We start from the raw sequence: 19,473 nt of genomic DNA on the forward strand, positions 1-19,473 counted from the left end.
TAAATTATAAAGGCAAAATTGTGAAACAAAAAGGGTCTGACGAAATTTTATATGTTGTTTAATCTTACTTTAACTCGAATCTTAAAGCGGTTACAAATTTAACTGCTGAATACAGAAGTATTGTGAAAAACCGTTAAACAAATGGTGCTGCTATACCATTTAAGCAAGAAGATAGAAATAAAAAAGCCTGCCATTTTGTGAATGGCAGGCTTTAAAATTCTTAAACCAATCGGATTATCCTTTCGCGATAGGATTTAGGATTAAATCGATACGTTCTAATGCGTCCTGTAAATGGTACCAGGTGAGTGTATCCCCCGAATTATAAACAGAATTTCTTATCTGTCTTTGCAGCACTTTAAGTTCTCCACGCACTACAGGGCGAATGTCACTTTGTGCAACATCAATGCTACTCTGGGTCACCCATTGCCGGTATCTTGCAGGGATTTCTGCCTGCTCTTTGGTCATAAGATATTCCATCCTGTCCAGGTATGCACGCTGAAGGTTTCTGCGATATCTGTCTGTTTTTCCTCCTGAAGATAATTCGCTCCAGATCCCTTTCCTAAGATCGGTCATCATATTTAGCAGGGAATAAGCTTCGCTGCCGTTAACCTCTTCATTTTCCATTAAACGCGCCATTCTTCCGAAATCCAGGATATTATTTAGCGCCCTTTCCTGCATGTTTCTGATCCTTTCAATATTGCCGTCAAATTCAACTTTATTGAAAATACTGGGATCCATAAGCCATTCCGGAGTTTCAAAAAGCTGGGTGTGCAAAAAGTTCATGGCCCGCTTTTGTTGCTCTTTATCCACATGCGTATATACGGCACCTTCCTGATCGTAAGTTTTATAATTTTCGTATACTCCTCCAATATTGGCAGCAACATGACCCATGTACCTGTTGTATTGGCCTACGATCTGACCGTAAAGATCATCAAGATCTTCATAATCTTTACCATCTTCAGCAGTCCATTCCAGTAAATTTGGTAGAATACGTTTTAGGTTTTTAATTCCGTATTCACTTGCAAGTACAGCGTCGTCACCTAAATCTTCGGTTTGTGAACTGGGATCTATAACTCCGCCGCTTTGTTGTCTTCCGAAGCGATACATAGGATCACCGGCATGTTCGAGAATCCACTGGTCAAGAATTTCTTTTTCTTCTCTTCCTTCTTTCTCCGGAATAGGACGGTAACCCCATTTTATTGCATACTTGTCGTAAGGGCCGATATTTGGCATTAGAGCCACATCACCATCACCGGGCTGTGCGATATAATTGAAACGTGCGTAATCCATAATCGAAGGAGCAGTTCCAAATTCTGCCGTAAAAACAGGATCACGCAACTTCTCTACAGGATAAGCCACACTGCTTCCCATGTTATGCGGAAGCCCAAGTGTGTGACCAACCTCGTGGGAAGAAACAAAACGGATCAAACGTCCCATAACTTCATCTTTAAAGGCTACACTTTGTGCATCTTCGTTAATTGCAGCCGTTTGTACAAAAAACCAGTTTCTTAGCAAAGTCATTACGTTGTGGTACCAATTAATATCAGATTCTAGTATTTCCCCTGAACGTGGATCGCTCACGTGGGGACCATTGGCGTTAGGAATAGGGGAAGCCAGATAGCGCACTACAGAATAACGCACATCCTCCGGACTCCAGTCTGGATCTTCTTCTTTTGAAGGTGGATCTTTGGCGATAATTGCGTTTTTAAAGCCTGCTTCTTCAAAGGCCACCTGCCAGTCTTCTATACCTTGTTTAATATAAGGAACCCATTTTTCCGGGGTTGCCCTGTCTATATAATAAACTATCGGTTCTTTTGGCTCTACAAGTTCCCCGCGTTTAAATTTTTCCATGTCTTCTTCCTTTACCTCCAGTCTCCAACGGTCCAGGTAACGTACTTCTTCGCTTTTTTGTGCCTCCAGGCCGTAATCTACCTGTTCTCTTGCGAACCAGCCAACACGTTGGTCGAAATAACGGCGTTCCATTGGCTCTTCAGGCAGTAAGATCATGGAATTACTGAATTCCAAAGAAATAGAGCCTAAACTACTGTTAGAAGGTGGATTTCCTGCGCTATATGTCTTAACGTGTCTTACTTCTACATTTTCAGGATAACTTCTTATCGTGTCGATGTAAGAACGCTCGTCGTCCAGGCGGGAAACTTTATATTCTTTTCTTTCATCATCCTGAAGGCCAAGAGCCATAATATCTTTAGTGTAAAGATCAGTAACATCAATAACAACATTATTGGACACTGAATCTTTTCTCATCGTCTGGATAGGAAACTTCTGAAGGATTGGCTCAAAATTAGAATTCACCACAGCCTCGTGAACAGGTAAAGAATCTGCCGCGTAAACTTCATAAGAAACTACGCGAAGTAAAACATCGTCACCTTTCTTTTCCCACTTATGAACTTGTGTATTCTGTTTTCCACCACCAAAACCAATTCCGCTGGCAGTTTTCGCTATCCTGGTTACGGTTAACATTTCGCGATTAAATAGACTGTCCGGGATTTCGTAAAAATATTTGTCGTCTACCTTATGAACGGTAAACAATCCTTTATCGCTCTGTGCATCTTTGGTTATTATTTTGTTGTAAGGTTTTAGCTTGTCTTTACTCTTCGCTTCTGTATCTTCTGAAGCCTGAGCGGTGTTTTCAGAACTTCCTGCCTGAAAAACAGCACAACCGGAAACAGAAACGGACAAAGCCACAAGAAGTGCCTTGTAAGAAAAATGTTTAATCATGAAAATTTATTTAATTGTGGTTTTAATTAAGCGGAGATATTATATAAAGAATTATCTGCCGCGTTTCTTTGACTCCTCAGAGCCTGAAAGGTTTAAAAATTAGTTAAAAATCCGGACTTAAAATCCTTTAAATACAGGAAATTAAAAGTTTTATTTCTGAAGGTCTGGTTGTGCTTAACATACGATATTTTCCTTTTAATAAGATAAAACCATGAGGAACAGTATAATAATGCTTTGTTAAGCCGGATCTGATGTTAGAAAACCTGGATAAAATTAGGTAAATTGAAGAGGAAAATAAAAAAAGAATTATGAAAAAAGTAGTGCAATTAGTAGCTCAAAGAGCAGGAATTACAGAATCACAGGCAGAAACTGCAGTAAGAACGGTAGCTTCCTTTTTAAAAGACAGATTGCCTCCCGGAATTGCAGGGCAGGTGGATAAATACCTTGAGGATGATGCTGAAGGAGATAATGTAGGAAAGAAATCTGATGATGGACTTGGAGGTCTTGGAAATAAAATTAGTGGAGCCTTTGGTCCTAAATAGGTGCGCTTAAATAAAAGCAAAAACCCTCTCGTTCTAATGGAAGAGAGGGTTTTGTGTTTTACAAATACATGCAGGCTCTATGGCTTTTTATTACAATCTCCACTTCGACAAACTCAGTGTGGCACCAGAGGTGCAGTCCGGCTCAGCCTGTCGAAGCCTGTTCATGTTTAAATCCAACAGCGCTTAACATCTAAAACCACTTTTCAACATCTTCCAGTTGAAGGGCAGCTATAGGTAATTTGTTCTTTTTCCTTAGTCCGTTAAGTTTTTGGTGCACCTGAGTCGGTTTGTTTTCCTTTAATTTGGAAACACTTATAAACTCATGCATTACCACATCCACCCATTCCTGTGGAACTCCAATTTTGATGAAATCTTCAGGTTTTGGAGTAGGTGCTTTCTTTTCAGGTTTCATTTGGGGGAAGAACAGTACTTCCTGGATGGATTGGTTATTGGTAAGGAACATAATTAACCTGTCCATTCCAATTCCCAGTCCGGATGTTGGTGGCATTCCATATTCCAGCGCACGAAGAAAATCATCATCAATAAACATTGCTTCGTCATCACCTTTTTCAGAAAGCTTTAGTTGCTCCTCGAAACGCTCGCGCTGGTCTATAGGATCATTTAATTCAGAATAAGCATTTGCAATTTCCTTTCCGCAGACCATCAGCTCGAAGCGTTCGGTTAATTCCGGATTATCGCGATGTTCCTTACATAGCGGACTCATCTCTTTCGGGTAATCTGTAATAAAAGTCGGCTGGATAAAGTTGCCTTCGCACTTTTCACCAAAGATTTCATCGATAAGTTTTCCTTTACCCATCGTCTCATCCACTTCTACTCCCATTTCTTTAGCAGCTTCAAAAAGCTCCTTTTCAGATTTTCCGAAAACATCATAACCGGTAAACTCTTTTATCGCATCAATCATCGTGATGCGTTTGTACGGAGCCTTAAAATCTACCTGGTGCTTTCCAAAAGTTGCCTCTGTGGTGCCATTAACCGCAATCGCACAATGTTCAAGGAGTTTTTCGGTAAAATCCATCATCCAGTTGTAGTCTTTATAGGCTACATAAATTTCCATGGCGGTAAATTCCGGATTATGGGTTCTGTCCATTCCTTCATTTCGGAAGTTTTTCGAAAACTCATAAACACCGTCAAAACCACCAACAATTAATCGCTTCAGGTATAACTCATTCGCGATTCTCAAGTAAAGCGGAATATCCAAGGCGTTGTGATGCGTAATAAACGGTCTTGCTGCGGCACCACCGGGAATAGATTGAAGGATAGGAGTTTCTACTTCAAAATATCCTTTATCATTAAAGAAATTTCGCATCGCGTTGAACAACTTGGTGCGTTTCACAAAAATTTCTTTTACCTGTGGATTCACGGCCAAATCTGCATAGCGCTGGCGGTAACGGTGTTCAGGATCTCTGAATCCGTCGTGGGTATTTCCTTCTTTGTCTGTTTTAGGAAGTGGCAGCGGGCGCAAAGATTTGCTCAGCAGGCTGTAATCTTTTACCATTACCGTCATTTCCCCAACCTTGGTCTTAAAAAGTTCTCCCTGAATTCCAATAAAATCACCGATATCGAGCAGCTTCTTATAAACTTCGTTATACTTGCTTTTATCCTCTCCCGGGCAAATTTCGTCCCTGTTAAAATAAACCTGGATTTTACCTTTTGAATCCTGTAATTCAGCAAAAGATGCTTTTCCCTGGATACGTCTGGACATTAAACGGCCCGCAATTACCACTTTTTTACCTTCTTCAAAATTGGATTTTATTTCAGAAGTAGTGTGGTCCACCGGGAAAAGTTCGGCTGGATAAGGGTTAATTCCGGATTTTCTAAGGGCAGATAATTTTTCCCTTCTTACGATTTCCTGTTCAGATAGCTGCATGATGTTATTTTGTCAATTATTGCCAGGCTTATACCTTTGGCAGGTGCAAATATAATGACAATCAGGCTATCCACCAATGCGAGTGAAAGCCGAAATTTTAATTCTATCTTTGTGCCGAAAAATTTGAGTAAAATGAGTATCTGGCGCGCTATTTTGTCGGTTTTATTTCCTCCGCTGGCGGTTTACGACAAGGGTTGTGGTTCAATAATTATTGTTCTTATCCTAACACTTTTGGGCTGGATTCCCGGTGTGATTGCCGCGCTTATTATTCTGAATAATCCAAAGAGGTAGAAAAATGAACAGGAAAGTAGAAATCCAGAGGTTGGGATTGCAGGATTATAAGGAGGCCTGGGATTATCAGGAAAAGTTGTTTAAAGCCACACTTGACAAGAAAATAAAGAACCGAAGGGAAAATTTAAATGAAGCGACTACAAATTATTTGCTTCTGGTAGAACATCCACATGTGTACACTCTTGGAAAAAGCGGGGACGCTGCGAATTTGCTGATTTCTGAAGAAGAATTGAAGCATAAAAACGCCAGTTTTTATAAAATAAACAGGGGAGGGGATATCACCTATCACGGCCCCGGGCAATTGGTGGCTTATCCTATTCTCGATCTCGATAACTTTTTTACTGATATTCATAAATACTTACGCCTGCTGGAAGAAGCAGTGATCCAAACCCTTAAGGAATACGGATTAAAAGCCGAAAGGAGTGAAGGCGAAACAGGAGTCTGGCTGGATGTAAATACGCCTTTTGCAAGAAAAATCTGCGCGATGGGGGTAAGAGCAAGCCGCTGGGTGACCATGCACGGACTTGCACTCAACGTGAATTCCGATCTGGGATATTTCGATAATATTGTACCCTGCGGGATCCAGGACAAGGCAGTAACATCCCTTAATGTAGAACTGGGTAAGAAAGAGATTCCGTTGCCAGAAGTTCAGGAAAAATTACTGATACATTTTGAAAATCTTTTTGAAGCTGAGTTGAATTAGGTCTGCACAAACGAAAACATTTCTAAATTTTTTTCATTTTATTATTCTGGAATTAAAATAATTCTATTTTTGTTAAATTATTTAACAAAAGGGCTTTTTGCTCTGTAATTTAATTCATCACCAGCGTTCTTCACATCATTAAAATGAAAGATATACTTCTTGTCCTTTTTACCTTTTTTTGTCTCAGTAGCTATGCACAAAACGACTTCCAGAAGGGATTTTTAATTACTAATTCCGGGGATACTTTACATGCTTTAATTAAAAAAGAGGTTTGGATAAATAATCCAACGCAACTGGAATTTAAATCATCAGAAAGTGTGGATATTCAAACCCGTACCATTGATCAGGTACGTGAATTCGGGGTGCCGGAGCATTACCATTATATGAGGGTGGATGTAAGGATGGATAGGAGCGATAGTGATTATTCTAAATTGAGCAACGATAGAAATCCAGACTTTCAGGAAGAGAGGGTGTTTTTACAAAGCCTTGTGGAAGGGGCGGCAAATCTTTATTTTTATCGCGAGGGCGGTTTGGAACGATTTTTTTATTCAGTAGAAGGATCAGATCCAGAGCAGTTAATTTTTAAAAAATATAACACGGCAGAAAACAAAGTTGGGATCAACTCCAGGTACAAACAGCAATTATGGCAGGATGTAAAATGTCCTTCTGCTACTATTAATTCTTTTAAAAATCTCGATTACAGGCGTGGAGAACTTGTGCGCTATTTTGTAAATTATAACGAGTGTACCAGTTCTAATTATGAGAATTTTACCCAAAGAAAGGATACAGATTTTTTTAATGTCAAGGTTAAAGTAGGGGCCGGTATTTCCGCTTTAAAGATAGACCAGGGAAAATTTGGAAATATGGTTGAGGGGCAATTGCAGACAAACCTCAGGCTAGGAATGGAAGCCGAATACTTCTTTCCATTTCTTAATAGAAAATGGTCATTTTTTATTGAACCGACTTATTATAAATTTAAGAGTGGAGATGAAGGTGTCGCTTATTTTACTATTGCTAATGTGCCTTCCAATCCTAATGCCACTTATGCAAGAGTAGACGCATATTTCGAAATAGATTATGCTGCAATAGAAATACCGCTGGCTTTCAGATATTACGTTTTAACAAAAGAAAATTCCAATTTTTTCCTTAATGGTGGCGTTGCAGTTGAAAAAATACTGAATTCTTCAACAAAAGCAACGAGAATAGATGGATCTGATTTAAATAGAAAATTTGATCTCAAGGATGCTGGTGCGGCAAGTCTTTTATTTGGTTTGGGATATTCCTTTAAATCCTTTAGTATAGAAAGCAGGTATTATATAGGTAGATCCTATAAAACGCCCCAATGGAAAGTTGGCCATAGCAATAACTTTACCCTAAGCCTCGGTTACAGGATTTTCTAAAAATAAGTATAAGCATGTTCTTCGGAAGAAAATTCTATCACAAGAGAATCAAAATTTGTAATATAAAATCGCATTATCATCTCCCTGCACCACAAACTCCAGGTTTCTGTCCAGATCTGCATTATTGAGGTCGATTTGAGAAGTGCCGTAAACAGGAAAGCCTTCTAAAAGCTCAGCATTGGAATTGAAAATGTACACCCGCTTCGCCTGAGTGTCTGTCACCGAAATTAAAACCCGGTTGTTAACGTAAAATATCTGCGGTTTGGTGTAAAGTCCAAAATCAAGCTCTACTTTTTTTCCTTCAATAGAGAGGATATTATCCGAAAGCGTTACCAAAGTTTTTGGAGTAGCGTTCAGATAGTGGTTTTCTGCAAGATTCCTGTTTTCTTTCTGCACTTTTCCCAGCTGATCAATACTTATTAATTCCCCTGCAGCACTGGTAGAAATAAACCTGTCCTGGTATTCATACCAGTCATTTCCCGATAAATCAAAAGTTTCGGCTACAGGAACACGTACATCTCCCTGCCGGCTCAGGATATTAATTTTTCCGGAGTTTTCAGCGATCAGGATGTAATCTTTGGTGCCGATTCGTATATGCTTTGGCGGATTAGTAATTTCTGAAGCCGCTTTGCTGAAGTCGAAACCTTTTACAGGTTTTCCGTCGCCGTTGTACATATAAATACGGTCTTCCTGCGTGACGACAAAACGAAACTTTCTGTTGTTGTCATAGTCAAAAACAGAAAGTGGTTGAGTAATAGGATCGTTAAACTGAAGGGGAAAAGGTTTCACGTTATTTCCGTTCCGGTCAAGTATTTCTACAGAATTCTGTGTGCCGAAGGCAAGCTGAAATTTACCATTTTTTAGGAGGTCCATTTCGTGGACGTTTCCGATAATTCTGCTTTTTAGCTGTTTTTTCCAGTAAATATTATTCTTGTTGGAGATGAGGTATAGCGTGTTGTCTACATCCTGCACCGCGATATCCATCTGGTTGGTAAGATGATTTTTAAAGAAAAACGGACGTGTGGCCAATTCGGCTTCCAAAGCAACAGAGAATACCTCTTCAGGCGCTGCGTTGGAACTCTGCGTCTGCTCAGACTCATGAATAATGCCGTGAATATGCGCAAAATCATCTTCCTGGACAAATTGTACCGCGCCAATCCTGTAATTCTGAAGGTCTATATTAAGGACATCAGATTTTGCGTTTTCAGGAACAGCCTTGGTTAGTAATGGTAAAAAATCCTTTCCGTTTGCAACCATAAGCATAGAAGATTCCGAAGAAAGTTGCTCCATCGCTTCCTGGTAATATGCCTTTTCGCTCAGGGAATTGTTGTTTAGAAAGTCAACAATTACTTTTTCCAAAACATTTGTGCTACTGCCAAAAATCAGGAAATTATTCAGCCGGATAAAGTATTTTGGATTTTCAATAGTAATTAAAGAAGAAAAACTTCTGACGAATTCCGGAGTTTCATCGATTGAAAAAATTTCTGTATCCCGATAATTGCCAAATTTGGCACTGCTCTTAGAAAGCACCTTCTGAAAAGTTTTTTCAATATTAATGGATTTCATTATGAAAAGGGGATTTCCCTCTATATATATAAGACCTACTTCATTTACTTCAGAATAAAGATCAACAGCTTCAAAAATGGTGTCATGTTGAGTCTTTTTAAGGTTTTGCTGAAGTATTTCCGCATTATTAAAGGTAAAAGAGAGAAAACCTGAAGCAGAAGATGGTGTTATTTGTGCAATTTCGTTCCGGTTTACTCCAGTACCTTTAAAAATATTCAGAATTGATGCAGAATCCTGCGCTGTAATGGCAATTCCGTTAAACCTGATTGCTTTTTCTTCCAATTCGAGATCAACAGCACTCCAATTTGCCAATTTTTGATCCCGTCCTACTTGTAAGCCTTCAAAAAATGCCTGTATACCTGTATTCGTTTGATGATTGATAAATACTGAAGTTTTTGCTTTATCTGTCGCCGCAACTAACTGCCGAAAATTGCCATTTTCGACATTGCTTTTATCCTGAAGGCTTTTCTCCAGTACTTCCCGGGAATTGCTGGCCAAAAAATTCCCTCCTTTTTCTGAAATATAAGTGCTGATTCCTTCTAAAGTGTAGTGCTTAATTTGCCAGTTTTCGGCCTTAAAAGTTTCCAAAGACTTATTCCCAATAGAATCCAGGTTGATTTTTGGCTGTCCTTTGGTCACCAGCAGGTAATGGGACTCCTCCTTTTCAGTCTTCCGGATACTTATTATACTTTCTCCTATGCTATCTATGTGTTCGATAAAATTCAGTTGATCCTTCAAATCTTCAATTTGAAAGACTTTGTCGGAAAGAAGAGGATTTTGAGAAACCTGGGAAAAAAATTCCTTTAAATCGGGTGATTGAATAATAACAGATGCGTCCTCATGGATCTCATTATATATAGGTAAGTTTTTTTCCGCATCATTTTCACATGCGGTAAATAATAATAGGTATAAAAGGAAGAATAAAAATCTCTTCATTAATGTAAAAGTTAATATTTAGAGTTGAAATCTAATTCCAGTTGCTCTGGTAATAGTCTGAAGCTTTTTCTGTGATATTTCGTAATGCCAAATTCTTTGATTGCCGCCCGGTGTTCTAAAGTTGGGTAACCCTTATTTTGTTTCCAGTTATACATGGGAAATTCTTCATGAATTTTCTCCATATAGGCATCGCGATGCGTTTTTGCGAGAATTGAAGCTGCTGCAATACTCAAATATTTGCCATCTCCTTTAATAATACAGTCATGTGAAACGTTTTTATAGGGTTTAAATCTGTTTCCATCCACTAAAATATGTTCGGGACATTTAGACAGTTTTTCAATGGCTCTGTGCATGGCAAGAATGGAAGCATTAAGGATGTTAATTTCATCAATTTCGTCCATAAAAACATGAGATACACCGAAACATACTGCGCGACGCTCAATTTCAATTTTTAAGATATTGCGATTTTTGAGGCTTGTTTTTTTTGAATCATTTAAAAGAGCATACCTGAAATTACGAGGTAGTAAAACAGCAGCAGCAGTAACCGGTCCGGCCAGGCAGCCGCGGCCTGCTTCATCTGTTCCTGCTACGCTAAAGGAAGATCTGAATTTTTTAAGCATTTTTAAGAAATATTCCGCGTTGATTTCGGTGCCAAATTTAACAAAATATGCGATGAAGTTAGAGTGATGTTGAGGTTTTAAGAAATTAAAAATGAAATATATTTTGTTTTATTAGTAATTTATTATGATTTTTGGCGCAGGCTAATTCAAATTAAATAATAATGAAAAGAAGATTAAATGGAATGCTGACGCTGTTACTGGCGTTGGTGGTGCAAATTACTTTTGCGCAGGAAAAAACTGTCACCGGGACAGTTACGGATGATCAAGGTTTGCCTCTACCTGGGGTGAATGTAATTGTCCAGGGAACAAACCAGGGTGTACAAACAGATTTTGATGGGGAATTTAGTATTTCCGTAGATCAGGGTCAGGTTTTGGTTTTTAGTTACATCGGTTTTGCTACACAAGAAGTTCCAGTAGGAGCAGGTAGTAGTATTAATGTTGAACTTGATGTTGATGCCGCAGCTTTGGAAGAAGTTGTTGTTACCGGGTATAGTACCAGTACAAAGCAGTCCTTTACCGGTTCGGCAAAAACTGTGGATGCTGAGTTGCTAAACCGTAAAAACGTATCTAACGTTGCTCAGGCTTTAACAGGTGAGGTTGCCGGTGTTAGGGTAATTAACTCATCGGGACAGCCGGGTAGTACGCCTGATATTCGTATTAGGGGTATAGGTTCTGTAAATGGTAACACTTCTCCTCTTTATGTGGTAGATGGTGTTCCTTATGCAGCTAATAATCCTGGTACTACAGACAATCCTGCTGGGGATGTTAGTCTTGCCGGTATTAACCCAGAAGATATTGCTTCTACCACTATTCTTAAAGATGCCGCTGCAACCGCTATTTACGGTGCTCGTGGGGCTAACGGTGTGGTTGTAATTACTACCAGAAAAGGTAGGGCTGGAAGATCACAAGTCGAGGTTAGTACCAGAACTGGTGTTAACTTTAGTCTTTTGCCTCGATATAATACAATAGATTCTCCGGAGCAATATATTGCTCTTGGTTGGGAAGGTCTATATAATCGTGGTGTTGCCGAAGGTAGGGATCCTATTGCTTTTGCTAACCAAACTTTATTTTCTGGGTCTGGTGTTCAGCCACAATACAACATGTGGAATGTTGAAAATGGTGGGCAATTAATTGATCCTGAAACAAGGATGGTAAGGCCTGGAGTTACAAGAAGATACGATCCGGAAGATTGGGAAGATTATGGTTTCCAGACTTCAACCCGTACAGAAGCTAACCTTAAGATTAGTGGAGGTAACGAAACTACCAGCTACTATTCATCTGTTGGTTACCTTAATGATGTAGGTTATATTATCGATTCAGATTTTGAAAGGATTTCAGGTCGTTTAAACTTGACGCACCAGGTTAAGGACTGGCTTTCTGGTTCTGTAAACATGGGCTACTCTCTTTCAGAAACGAATAATAACGGACAGTCTGAAGATTCTGGTAGTGTTTTCTGGTTTGTAGATAACATTCCTTCTATTTATCCTTTATTCCTTCGTGATGCAGAAGGAGGAATTGTAAATGACCCTATTTATGGTGGGCCACAGTACGACTATGGTGAAGGTCGTGGTTTTGGAGGTCTTACCAACTCTATCGCAGATGCAAATTACAGTGGTAGTAACTCTAAAAGACATACATTTGATACCAATGCTTTCTTAAAAGCAGATATTACTGACGGATTAAGTTTAGAAACCAGGTTTGGTACACAGTACTATAACGACAGCTTCAATAGTCTTCAGAATCCATTTTACGGTCCTAGTGCCGGACAGGGAGGTTCTATTTATAAAGAAAAAACAGAGCTTTTTACTTATAACTTCTTACAGTTGTTGAGATACAGCAAGAGTTTTGGAGGACATACTATAGATGCTCTTGTTGCTCATGAAAGTAATTCCTGGGCAAGACAGACGTTGTTTGTTTCTAAAAATAACTTAATAAATCCTGATGGAACAGAGTTGAACAATGCTGTTGTAGGAAGTTCTCTTCCGGGTTCTTATACAGATGATTTCACACTAGAGAGTTTCTTTGGTCAGATTAACTATAATTTTGATGATAAGTATTTTCTTTCTGGTAGTGCCAGAAGGGACGGTTCTTCAAGATTCTTACAAGATAAATGGGATACTTTTGGATCTATAAGTGGTGCATGGGTACTTTCAAATGAAGGTTTTATGCAGGATCAGGGTCTCTTTACATTCCTGAAATTAAAGGCTAGTTATGGTCTTATTGGAGAACAGGGAGGTATAGGTTTTTATCCTGGATATGATAGATTTGATATTGGAAACTTAAATGATGAACCTTCTTTTTCTTTTGATGCAGTTGGAAACCCGGATTTAACCTGGGAAACTTCAAAAATGTTCCAGACGGGTGTAGAGTTTAGTCTTGGAAGATTTCTAGATGGTTCTGTAGATTTTTATAGAAAAAATACTGACGATCTTCTATTTGAAAGAAGGATTCAACCTTCAAGTGGTAGGGCTATTATTACCGTAAATGACGGGGAATTGTTAAACCAGGGTATTGAATTTGATCTTACAGGACATATTATAAAAACCACAAATGCATTTTTTGATGTAAGCATAAACGGGGAGATAATTGAGAATGAACTGTTGAGAATGCCTATAGATCCTTCTACCGGAGAACCAAAGGTTTTAGATCAGCAGGGACTTTATGGTAGGTCTGCAGGTCATTCCATTTATGATTTTTACACAAGGGATTTTGTAGGTGTAGACCCTGCAGATGGTACTTCTCTTTGGAAAGTGTATTATGTTGATGGAAATGGGGATGGCTCATTCCAAACTGGTGAGCAAATTGCAAATATGTTAAATTACCTTGAAGCAAACCCAGATGTGGACCAGAGTGATATTATGGAATCTACAACAAAGGTTTATAGCCAGGCGACAGAACATTATACAGGTCAGTCTGCAATTCCAGATGTACGTGGTGCCTTTAATTTGGCTGCAGGTTACAAAGGCTTTAGTTTAAGCGCGCAGTTCCTTTACAGTATTGGTGGATATTCTTATGACGGTGCTTATGCCGGCTTAATGCATAACCGCGTTGTGGGTGGAAACAACTGGCATACAGATATCCTTAACAGATGGCAGGAGCCAGGTGATATGACTAACGTTCCACGTTTGTCTAATAATCTGGACCAAAACGTTAACGCATCCTCAACTAGGTTTATAACTAAGGCAGATTATCTTGCGCTTAATAACGTACAATTGGCCTACAGTGTTCCTGGTGCTTTTACTGAAAGTATAGGATTAAACTCATTGACTATTTCCCTTAGTGGAGACAATTTATTCTTATTGTCTGAAAGAGATGGGTTCAACCCGTCTACTGCAGAGGCAGGGCAGTCCAGTACTTACAGGTACTCTCCGCTTTCCACATTCACTGCAGGTGTAAGAGTGAACTTTTAATTAAAAAAAATGAAAATGAAAATTAGATATTATTTAGGAATAGCTATAGCCTCCCTTGCTTTCACTGGCTGTAGCGAAGAGTTTCTGGAAACCGAACCAACGGAGTTCGTTTCTAGCAGGCAAATTGCTGATTATTCTGATAAGAATCCTGGTCTCCAGGCAGCAAACATCTCTGGTATTTATGCATTAATGTATAATACTGGTACGGGTGGAACAGATTTGGATCATGATGATTTTGGACAGAAAAGTTATGATATTTATGGGGATTTACTGTCTGCAGACATGGTTTTGGCAGGATTAACCTACGGTTGGTATTCTGGTATTTCCCAAATGCAATCAACTATTGATTATACAGATATTGACAACTATAAGCCATGGAGATATTACTATAGAATTGTTTTCTCGGCAAATTTAGTTATTGAACAACTTGGTGGTAACGATGCTGTGCCAGAAACAGAAGAAGGACAGTATTTTATGGGTCAGGCAAAAGCCCTTAGAGCTTATGGGTATTTTTACCTTGCACAGTATTTTTCTGAGGAATATAATCCTTCAGAACCTATTTTACCTCTTTACACTACAACTGATGTTGCAGCTTTGCCTTTAAGCCCAACTTCAGAGGTTTATGATGTAATGGTTTCTGACTTGCAGGATGCTATTGAGCTTTTAGATGGCTTTAACAGATCTGCAAAGCAGGAAGTTAACAAAGAAGTTGCTCAAGGCTTATTAGCATACGTTTATGCTGCTATGGGGAATTATGAAGAAGTTAAAACAGTAACCCGTGATGTTATCGATAACGGTGGTTTTTCTCTTATGACTGCTGAAGAAGTTTCTTATATGCGTCACGATGGTCCTGATACAGATCCTTATGGTGGTGGTTTTAATGATGTAAATATTCCAGGATGGATGTGGGGTGTAGATATCACTCTTGACCAGGGACTTGATTTGGTTTCATGGTGGGGACAGGTAGATCTTTTTTCTTACAGCTATGCCTGGGCAGGAGATCCAAAATCTATAGATGCTAATCTATATGCTGCAATTCCTGCAGATGATGTTCGTAAAGCACAGTTTGCAGATGCACGTGGTAATGGTATCTTATTTCCTGTAAATAAGTTCTATGATCCTGCACGTACTATTGGAGCACAACGTAATATTACTACCGATTACCTTTATATGAGGGTTGCAGAAATGTATTTACTTCATGCTGAAGCTGCTGCCAAGACCGGTGACGAAGCTACTGCAAGAGAAACATTAAAAATGCTTCTTGACGAGAGAGTGGATGATTCTTCTTATGTAGATGACCTGTCTGGTGCAGATCTTGAAGAGGAAATTTACCTGCAAACAAGAATTGAGCTTTGGGGTGAAGGTAAGAGTTACCTGGCGATGAAAAGAAATATGGCTACGATTACCAGAGGACCTAATCACCTTACTAATGCCGGAGAATCTATTCCTTATAACGCCGATAAGTTGACTTTGGAAATTCCACTTAGTGAGATTCAAAATAATCCAAGTATTAACTAGTCCTCGGGATTAATTTGGCTGGGAGGCGCAAATTGGGTCTCCCTAAAGCCAATATTTAATTTCTAATAAAATATATATTACATTATGAAAAAATATTTATTAATCATGGCTGCCTTCGTTTCCACTTCCTTCTTTGTTGGGTGTGAAACAGACGATGAGTTTACGGCGCCTAATTATGCAGCGCTTGAAATGGGTCCTGTAAATACTACGGTTCCACTTAGTGGAAGTACAACTTATGACGTGAGTGTTTATACTGCTAATATCGTAAGTAACGACAGGATTTTTGATATTGAAGTAAGAGATGCTACTACTTTAAGTGAAGAGGCTTATTCAATTCCAGAAACAGTTACAGTTCCCGGTGGTACAAATGAAGGTGTATTTACTGTAAATGTTGACGATGTTAATCTTACTCCTAATGGAGCAGCCCTTATTTTAGGTATTTCTTCAGCAGAAGACGTTTTAGTAGGAGATGATTTCCGTTTAAATGTATCCTGGTCTTGTGATAATCCATTAACAGTTGATTTTGCATTTGATGCTTATGCCAGCGAAACCTCATGGAATGTTGTAGATAACGATGGAACTGTGCTTTTATCAGGAGGTGGTTTTGCAGATGGAGCAGAAGCAGCTAATGTTTCAAGATGCCTTCCTGACGGGGAATATACGTTTACAGTTTTTGATTCTTATGGAGATGGTATGTCAGAAGCAGGTTCTGTTACTTTAAGTTATGCTGGTGAGGAGCTTGTTGTAATTCCTGGTGATTTTATATCTGAAAGAAGCGTAGATTTTACTCTTGGAGAAGATGCTGGTGCAGGTGATCCTTATGTGAATGAAGACGAAGACACTGATGATTCTGAGGGAGACGATTCTGAAGGAGATGATTCTGAGGGAGACGATTCTGAAGGAGATGATTCTGAGGGAGACGATTCTGAAGGAGACGATTCTGAAGGAGACGATTCTGAAGGAGATGATTCTGAAGGAGATGATTCTGAAGGAGATGATTCTGAAGGAGATGATTCTGAAGGAGATGATTCTGAAGGAGATGATTCTGAAGGAGATGATTCTGAAGAATAATAAATAAACCAATTTTAGGTTATTAAGCCACCCTTCGGGGTGGTTTTTTTGTTTAGACCATTTTCTGGTTCAATTCATTTAATATTATACTTTTGTGTTATCTCAAATTCACTAATGAAACAAGCGTTTTTCACTTTAATTTTTGTTTTCACTTCATTGTTTTCACAAGCCCAGGAAAGGACACTTTCCCCAACCGGGAATACCCAGGGTGAACCCGGTGCAGCACAAGCAGATTCTGTTGCGGTACCACCTATAGATCTGTTTCAGATCATTTCTTACGATAATGATACGACTTACGTAGATACCACACTTAATATAAAAAAGGATTATCGGTTTAATTATCTTCGGAAGGATAACTTTGAGCTTCTACCGTTCTCAAACACAGCACAGCCCTATACTTCTCTTAGTCATAACCCTGAATTTAATACAATAATGCCTCAATTCGGGGCACAGGCAAGGCATTTTGGTTTCTTTGAGACTGAAGATATTAGCTATTACCGCGTTCCCACGCCATTAACCGAACTTTATTTTAAAACCGTCCCCGAGCAGGGACAGCAGTTGGATGCATTTTTCACGATAAACACAAGCGACAGGTTAAACTTTTCAGTAGCCTATAAAGGAGTGAGGGCGCTTGGTAAATTTCAACATATCCTAACCAGTACAGGGATCTTCCGTACCACCGCCAATTACCAAACTGCCAATAACAAGTATCAGCTCCGCACTCATTTTGTATCTCAGAACCTTCTGAATGAAGAAAACGGAGGATTGTCTGACCAGGCACTGGAACAATATTTAAATGAAGAAGAAGAATTTGATGACCGTTCCCTATTAGACGTTAGGTTTGAGAATGCCGAAAGTACTTTACACGGCAAACGATTTTACCTTGATCACAAGTACTTTTTAACCAATCCGGCGTCAGATAGTTTAAATAGTCTTTCGGTTGGGCACGTGTTTAAATCCAACTACAGAAAATTTCATTTTTCCCAGGAATCAGCAGCGCCAGATTTTTTCGGAAAATCCTTCGAGACCACTAACCTTCGGGATGAAACAAGGCTGCAAGAAGTTTACAACGAGGCCAATGTCAATTTCCGAAATAATATTCTGGGAGAATTTAAATTCCGGGCAGGCTTTAATCGTTACAACTACGGTTATAATTCTATTTATGTCCTGGAAAACCAAACCATCACGAATAGATTGATGGGTTCAGTAGTTTCTGTGGGAGGAGAATATAAAAAGAATATTCAGGGCTTTAATCTTGATGCCGAGGCATCATTAAACATAGGTGGCGATTTGTCGGGAAATTTTTTAAGGGCCACCGCCTCTTATGCGCTTAATGAGGAAAATCAAATAGAGTTTGGATTTAACCAAAGCAGCAGAAACCCTAATTACAATTTTCTGCTATATCAAAGTGATTATATAAATTACAATTGGCAAAACGATTTCGACAATATTAATTCCCAAAATCTCCATTTTAAAATAGATTCTAAAAAGCTATTTAATGCTACAGCCAACCTTACCCAAATCCAGAACCACACGTATTTTGAATTAACTGATGCTGGTGTGGTAAAGCCTTTCCAATATGGCGATCAGGTAAGATATTTAAAGGTGAAGGCAGAACGGGAACTGGAATATGGCAAATTTGGAATGTATCATACCTTGATGTATCAGAATGTGTTTAATGGTGCAGATGTACTAAAATTACCAGATTTTGTTACCCGTAACTCTTTTTATTATCAGGATCACTGGTTTCAAAAAGCCTTATATCTACAGACAGGATTCACATTCAAGTATTTTTCAAAATATGAAATGAATGGATATGACTCTGTTTTAGGAGAATTCTTTGTTCAAAATCAACAGAATTTAGGAGGTTTCCCCGTTGTGGATTTCTTTTTTAACGGAAAAGTTCAGCAAACCAGGATATTTTTCAAACTGGAACATCTCAATTCCCTCATCACCGGAAATACCCACTTTTCTGCACCCGGTTATCCCTACACCGACTTCCTTGTCCGTTTTGGACTCGTTTGGAACTTCTTTATGTAAATTTTTAGAATTTATTTAGACGTTTCCGCTCCCGGAAAAGGTCGCGGCCGGGCTATCCGCTCTATCTTATAGCGGTTTTAGGAATAGTGAGGAAGTAAGTATATATAAAGAGGCCGATAATTGTCAAATTTGGGCATAGACTTTTTTCCGCTATAAGGATGCCGCTGCTATCCCTAACGCAAAAGGAGTGAAGAGTTTTGAAAAAGAGTCTGCGATAGCTGCGGGAGATTTTTTGAATCAGGAAGCAGGAGACAAGAACCAGTAGGTTTTGAAAAGAGGAAGCCTGGGATTTTAAACCCTCTTTTCACACTTTTCTTATAACAGAGACCTGTGCCAATAATTGCAAAATTTCGACGGCGACTTAAAAATAGTGTCCATTCATATTATTAATTTTAAAAACGAATATGGTTGACAATTCTTCTCGGCCTATCGAAAGTTTATCGTAAAATTTAAAGTGAAGATTCCGTAAAATTTTAGGCTGTTTGAGCCAAAGGAATCATGAAGCTTCATCTTAAATTAGTGGCGAGTTCCTAAAATTTAAAAATTGAACGATAAATTTAGATAAAGTTTCGTGAGCCTAGACTTTTTTGTTTCTTTTTCTGCATCCGACGACTGAAAGGAGAGGAATGCAAGCAAAAAAAGAAAGAGGTCCTTGGAGTATAATGGACTTAGCATATAATAAGGAGCGCCTGATAATTGCCAAATTTCGATATCCCGTTAGGGACAAGGCTATGACTGCTGCTAGTAAC

12 protein-coding genes are annotated in these 19,473 nt (G+C 38.9%); 8 read left to right on the top strand and 4 right to left on the bottom strand.

Features of this window, described 5'->3' with window-relative positions; genetic code table 11:
• Positions 1 to 234 precede the first annotated feature (234 nt).
• Positions 235 to 2,739, bottom strand: coding sequence for a zinc-dependent metalloprotease (locus RM549_RS06480; protein WP_311682956.1), 2,505 nt, complete (start codon positions 2,737 to 2,739; stop codon positions 235 to 237).
• Between the two features lie 308 nt (positions 2,740 to 3,047).
• On the opposite strand from RM549_RS06480, the gene RM549_RS06485 reads away from it, so the two are divergent.
• Positions 3,048 to 3,281, top strand: coding sequence for a DUF2267 domain-containing protein (locus RM549_RS06485; protein ID WP_311682959.1), 234 nt, complete (start codon positions 3,048 to 3,050; stop codon positions 3,279 to 3,281).
• Positions 3,282 to 3,471: 190 nt separating this feature from the next.
• Here RM549_RS06485 and lysS read toward each other — a convergent pair whose 3' ends face one another.
• The gene (gene lysS, locus RM549_RS06490) at positions 3,472 to 5,169 is read right to left on the bottom strand and encodes a lysine--tRNA ligase (RefSeq protein WP_311682961.1); all 1,698 of its coding nucleotides are present in this window, start codon (positions 5,167 to 5,169) and stop codon (positions 3,472 to 3,474) included.
• Positions 5,170 to 5,301: 132 nt separating this feature from the next.
• Between lysS and RM549_RS06495 the strand changes: the two genes are divergently transcribed.
• The 3 genes from RM549_RS06495 (at position 5,302) to RM549_RS06505 (ending at position 7,563) form a co-directional block, all read left to right on the top strand.
• Entirely contained in the window at positions 5,302 to 5,460 is a 159-nt protein-coding gene (locus tag RM549_RS06495) for a YqaE/Pmp3 family membrane protein (protein ID WP_311682964.1), read from the top strand.
• Positions 5,461 to 5,464: 4 nt separating this feature from the next.
• Positions 5,465 to 6,163 carry a lipoyl(octanoyl) transferase LipB gene (lipB, locus tag RM549_RS06500; protein WP_311682966.1) on the top strand — a complete coding sequence of 233 codons (699 nt, stop codon included), beginning with the start codon at positions 5,465 to 5,467 and terminating at the stop codon, positions 6,161 to 6,163.
• A 143-nt stretch (positions 6,164 to 6,306) separates the two neighbouring features.
• Entirely contained in the window at positions 6,307 to 7,563 is a 1,257-nt protein-coding gene (locus RM549_RS06505; protein WP_311682968.1) for an outer membrane beta-barrel protein, read from the top strand.
• 48 nt (positions 7,564 to 7,611) lie between these two features.
• Here RM549_RS06505 and RM549_RS06510 read toward each other — a convergent pair whose 3' ends face one another.
• Both RM549_RS06510 and rnhB read right to left on the bottom strand, forming a co-directional pair.
• Positions 7,612 to 10,065 carry a hypothetical protein gene (locus tag RM549_RS06510; RefSeq protein ID WP_311682970.1) on the bottom strand — a complete coding sequence of 818 codons (2,454 nt, stop codon included), beginning with the start codon at positions 10,063 to 10,065 and terminating at the stop codon, positions 7,612 to 7,614.
• An 11-nt stretch (positions 10,066 to 10,076) separates the two neighbouring features.
• The gene (rnhB, locus tag RM549_RS06515; RefSeq protein WP_311682972.1) at positions 10,077 to 10,685 is read right to left on the bottom strand and encodes a ribonuclease HII; all 609 of its coding nucleotides are present in this window, start codon (positions 10,683 to 10,685) and stop codon (positions 10,077 to 10,079) included.
• 161 nt (positions 10,686 to 10,846) lie between these two features.
• Here rnhB and RM549_RS06520 point away from each other — a divergent pair, with 161 nt between their 5' ends.
• From RM549_RS06520 to RM549_RS06535, 4 genes are all read left to right on the top strand, one after another.
• Positions 10,847 to 14,095: a SusC/RagA family TonB-linked outer membrane protein gene (locus tag RM549_RS06520; RefSeq protein WP_311682974.1), complete on the top strand. Its 3,249-nt coding sequence runs from the start codon at positions 10,847 to 10,849 to the stop codon at positions 14,093 to 14,095.
• Between the two features lie 15 nt (positions 14,096 to 14,110).
• On the top strand, positions 14,111 to 15,613 hold the full coding sequence (locus RM549_RS06525; protein ID WP_311682976.1) for a RagB/SusD family nutrient uptake outer membrane protein: 1,503 nt from the start codon (positions 14,111 to 14,113) through the stop codon (positions 15,611 to 15,613).
• Between the two features lie 84 nt (positions 15,614 to 15,697).
• On the top strand, positions 15,698 to 16,684 hold the full coding sequence (locus tag RM549_RS06530; protein WP_311682979.1) for a hypothetical protein: 987 nt from the start codon (positions 15,698 to 15,700) through the stop codon (positions 16,682 to 16,684).
• A 114-nt stretch (positions 16,685 to 16,798) separates the two neighbouring features.
• Positions 16,799 to 18,724: a putative porin gene (locus tag RM549_RS06535; RefSeq protein ID WP_311682981.1), complete on the top strand. Its 1,926-nt coding sequence runs from the start codon at positions 16,799 to 16,801 to the stop codon at positions 18,722 to 18,724.
• The last annotated feature ends 749 nt before the right edge of the window (positions 18,725 to 19,473 follow it).

This window comes from Autumnicola patrickiae, assembly GCF_031846525.1.
Taxonomy (GTDB): domain Bacteria; phylum Bacteroidota; class Bacteroidia; order Flavobacteriales; family Flavobacteriaceae; genus Autumnicola; species Autumnicola patrickiae.

Excerpts from the sequence above, each read along its gene's own strand:
- RM549_RS06510 (WP_311682970.1), bottom strand. The coding sequence starts at position 10,065 with ATGAAGAGATTTTTATTCTTCCTTTTATACCTATTATTATTTACCGCA.
- RM549_RS06530 (WP_311682979.1), top strand. The coding sequence starts at position 15,698 with ATGAAAAAATATTTATTAATCATGGCTGCCTTCGTTTCCACTTCCTTC.
- rnhB (WP_311682972.1), bottom strand. The coding sequence starts at position 10,685 with ATGCTTAAAAAATTCAGATCTTCCTTTAGCGTAGCAGGAACAGATGAA.
- RM549_RS06495 (WP_311682964.1), top strand. The coding sequence starts at position 5,302 with ATGAGTATCTGGCGCGCTATTTTGTCGGTTTTATTTCCTCCGCTGGCG.
- lipB (WP_311682966.1), top strand. The coding sequence starts at position 5,465 with ATGAACAGGAAAGTAGAAATCCAGAGGTTGGGATTGCAGGATTATAAG.
- RM549_RS06505 (WP_311682968.1), top strand. The coding sequence starts at position 6,307 with ATGAAAGATATACTTCTTGTCCTTTTTACCTTTTTTTGTCTCAGTAGC.
- RM549_RS06485 (WP_311682959.1), top strand. The coding sequence starts at position 3,048 with ATGAAAAAAGTAGTGCAATTAGTAGCTCAAAGAGCAGGAATTACAGAA.
- lysS (WP_311682961.1), bottom strand. The coding sequence starts at position 5,169 with ATGCAGCTATCTGAACAGGAAATCGTAAGAAGGGAAAAATTATCTGCC.
- RM549_RS06520 (WP_311682974.1), top strand. The coding sequence starts at position 10,847 with ATGAAAAGAAGATTAAATGGAATGCTGACGCTGTTACTGGCGTTGGTG.
- RM549_RS06525 (WP_311682976.1), top strand. The coding sequence starts at position 14,111 with ATGAAAATTAGATATTATTTAGGAATAGCTATAGCCTCCCTTGCTTTC.
- RM549_RS06535 (WP_311682981.1), top strand. The coding sequence starts at position 16,799 with ATGAAACAAGCGTTTTTCACTTTAATTTTTGTTTTCACTTCATTGTTT.
- RM549_RS06480 (WP_311682956.1), bottom strand. The coding sequence starts at position 2,739 with ATGATTAAACATTTTTCTTACAAGGCACTTCTTGTGGCTTTGTCCGTT.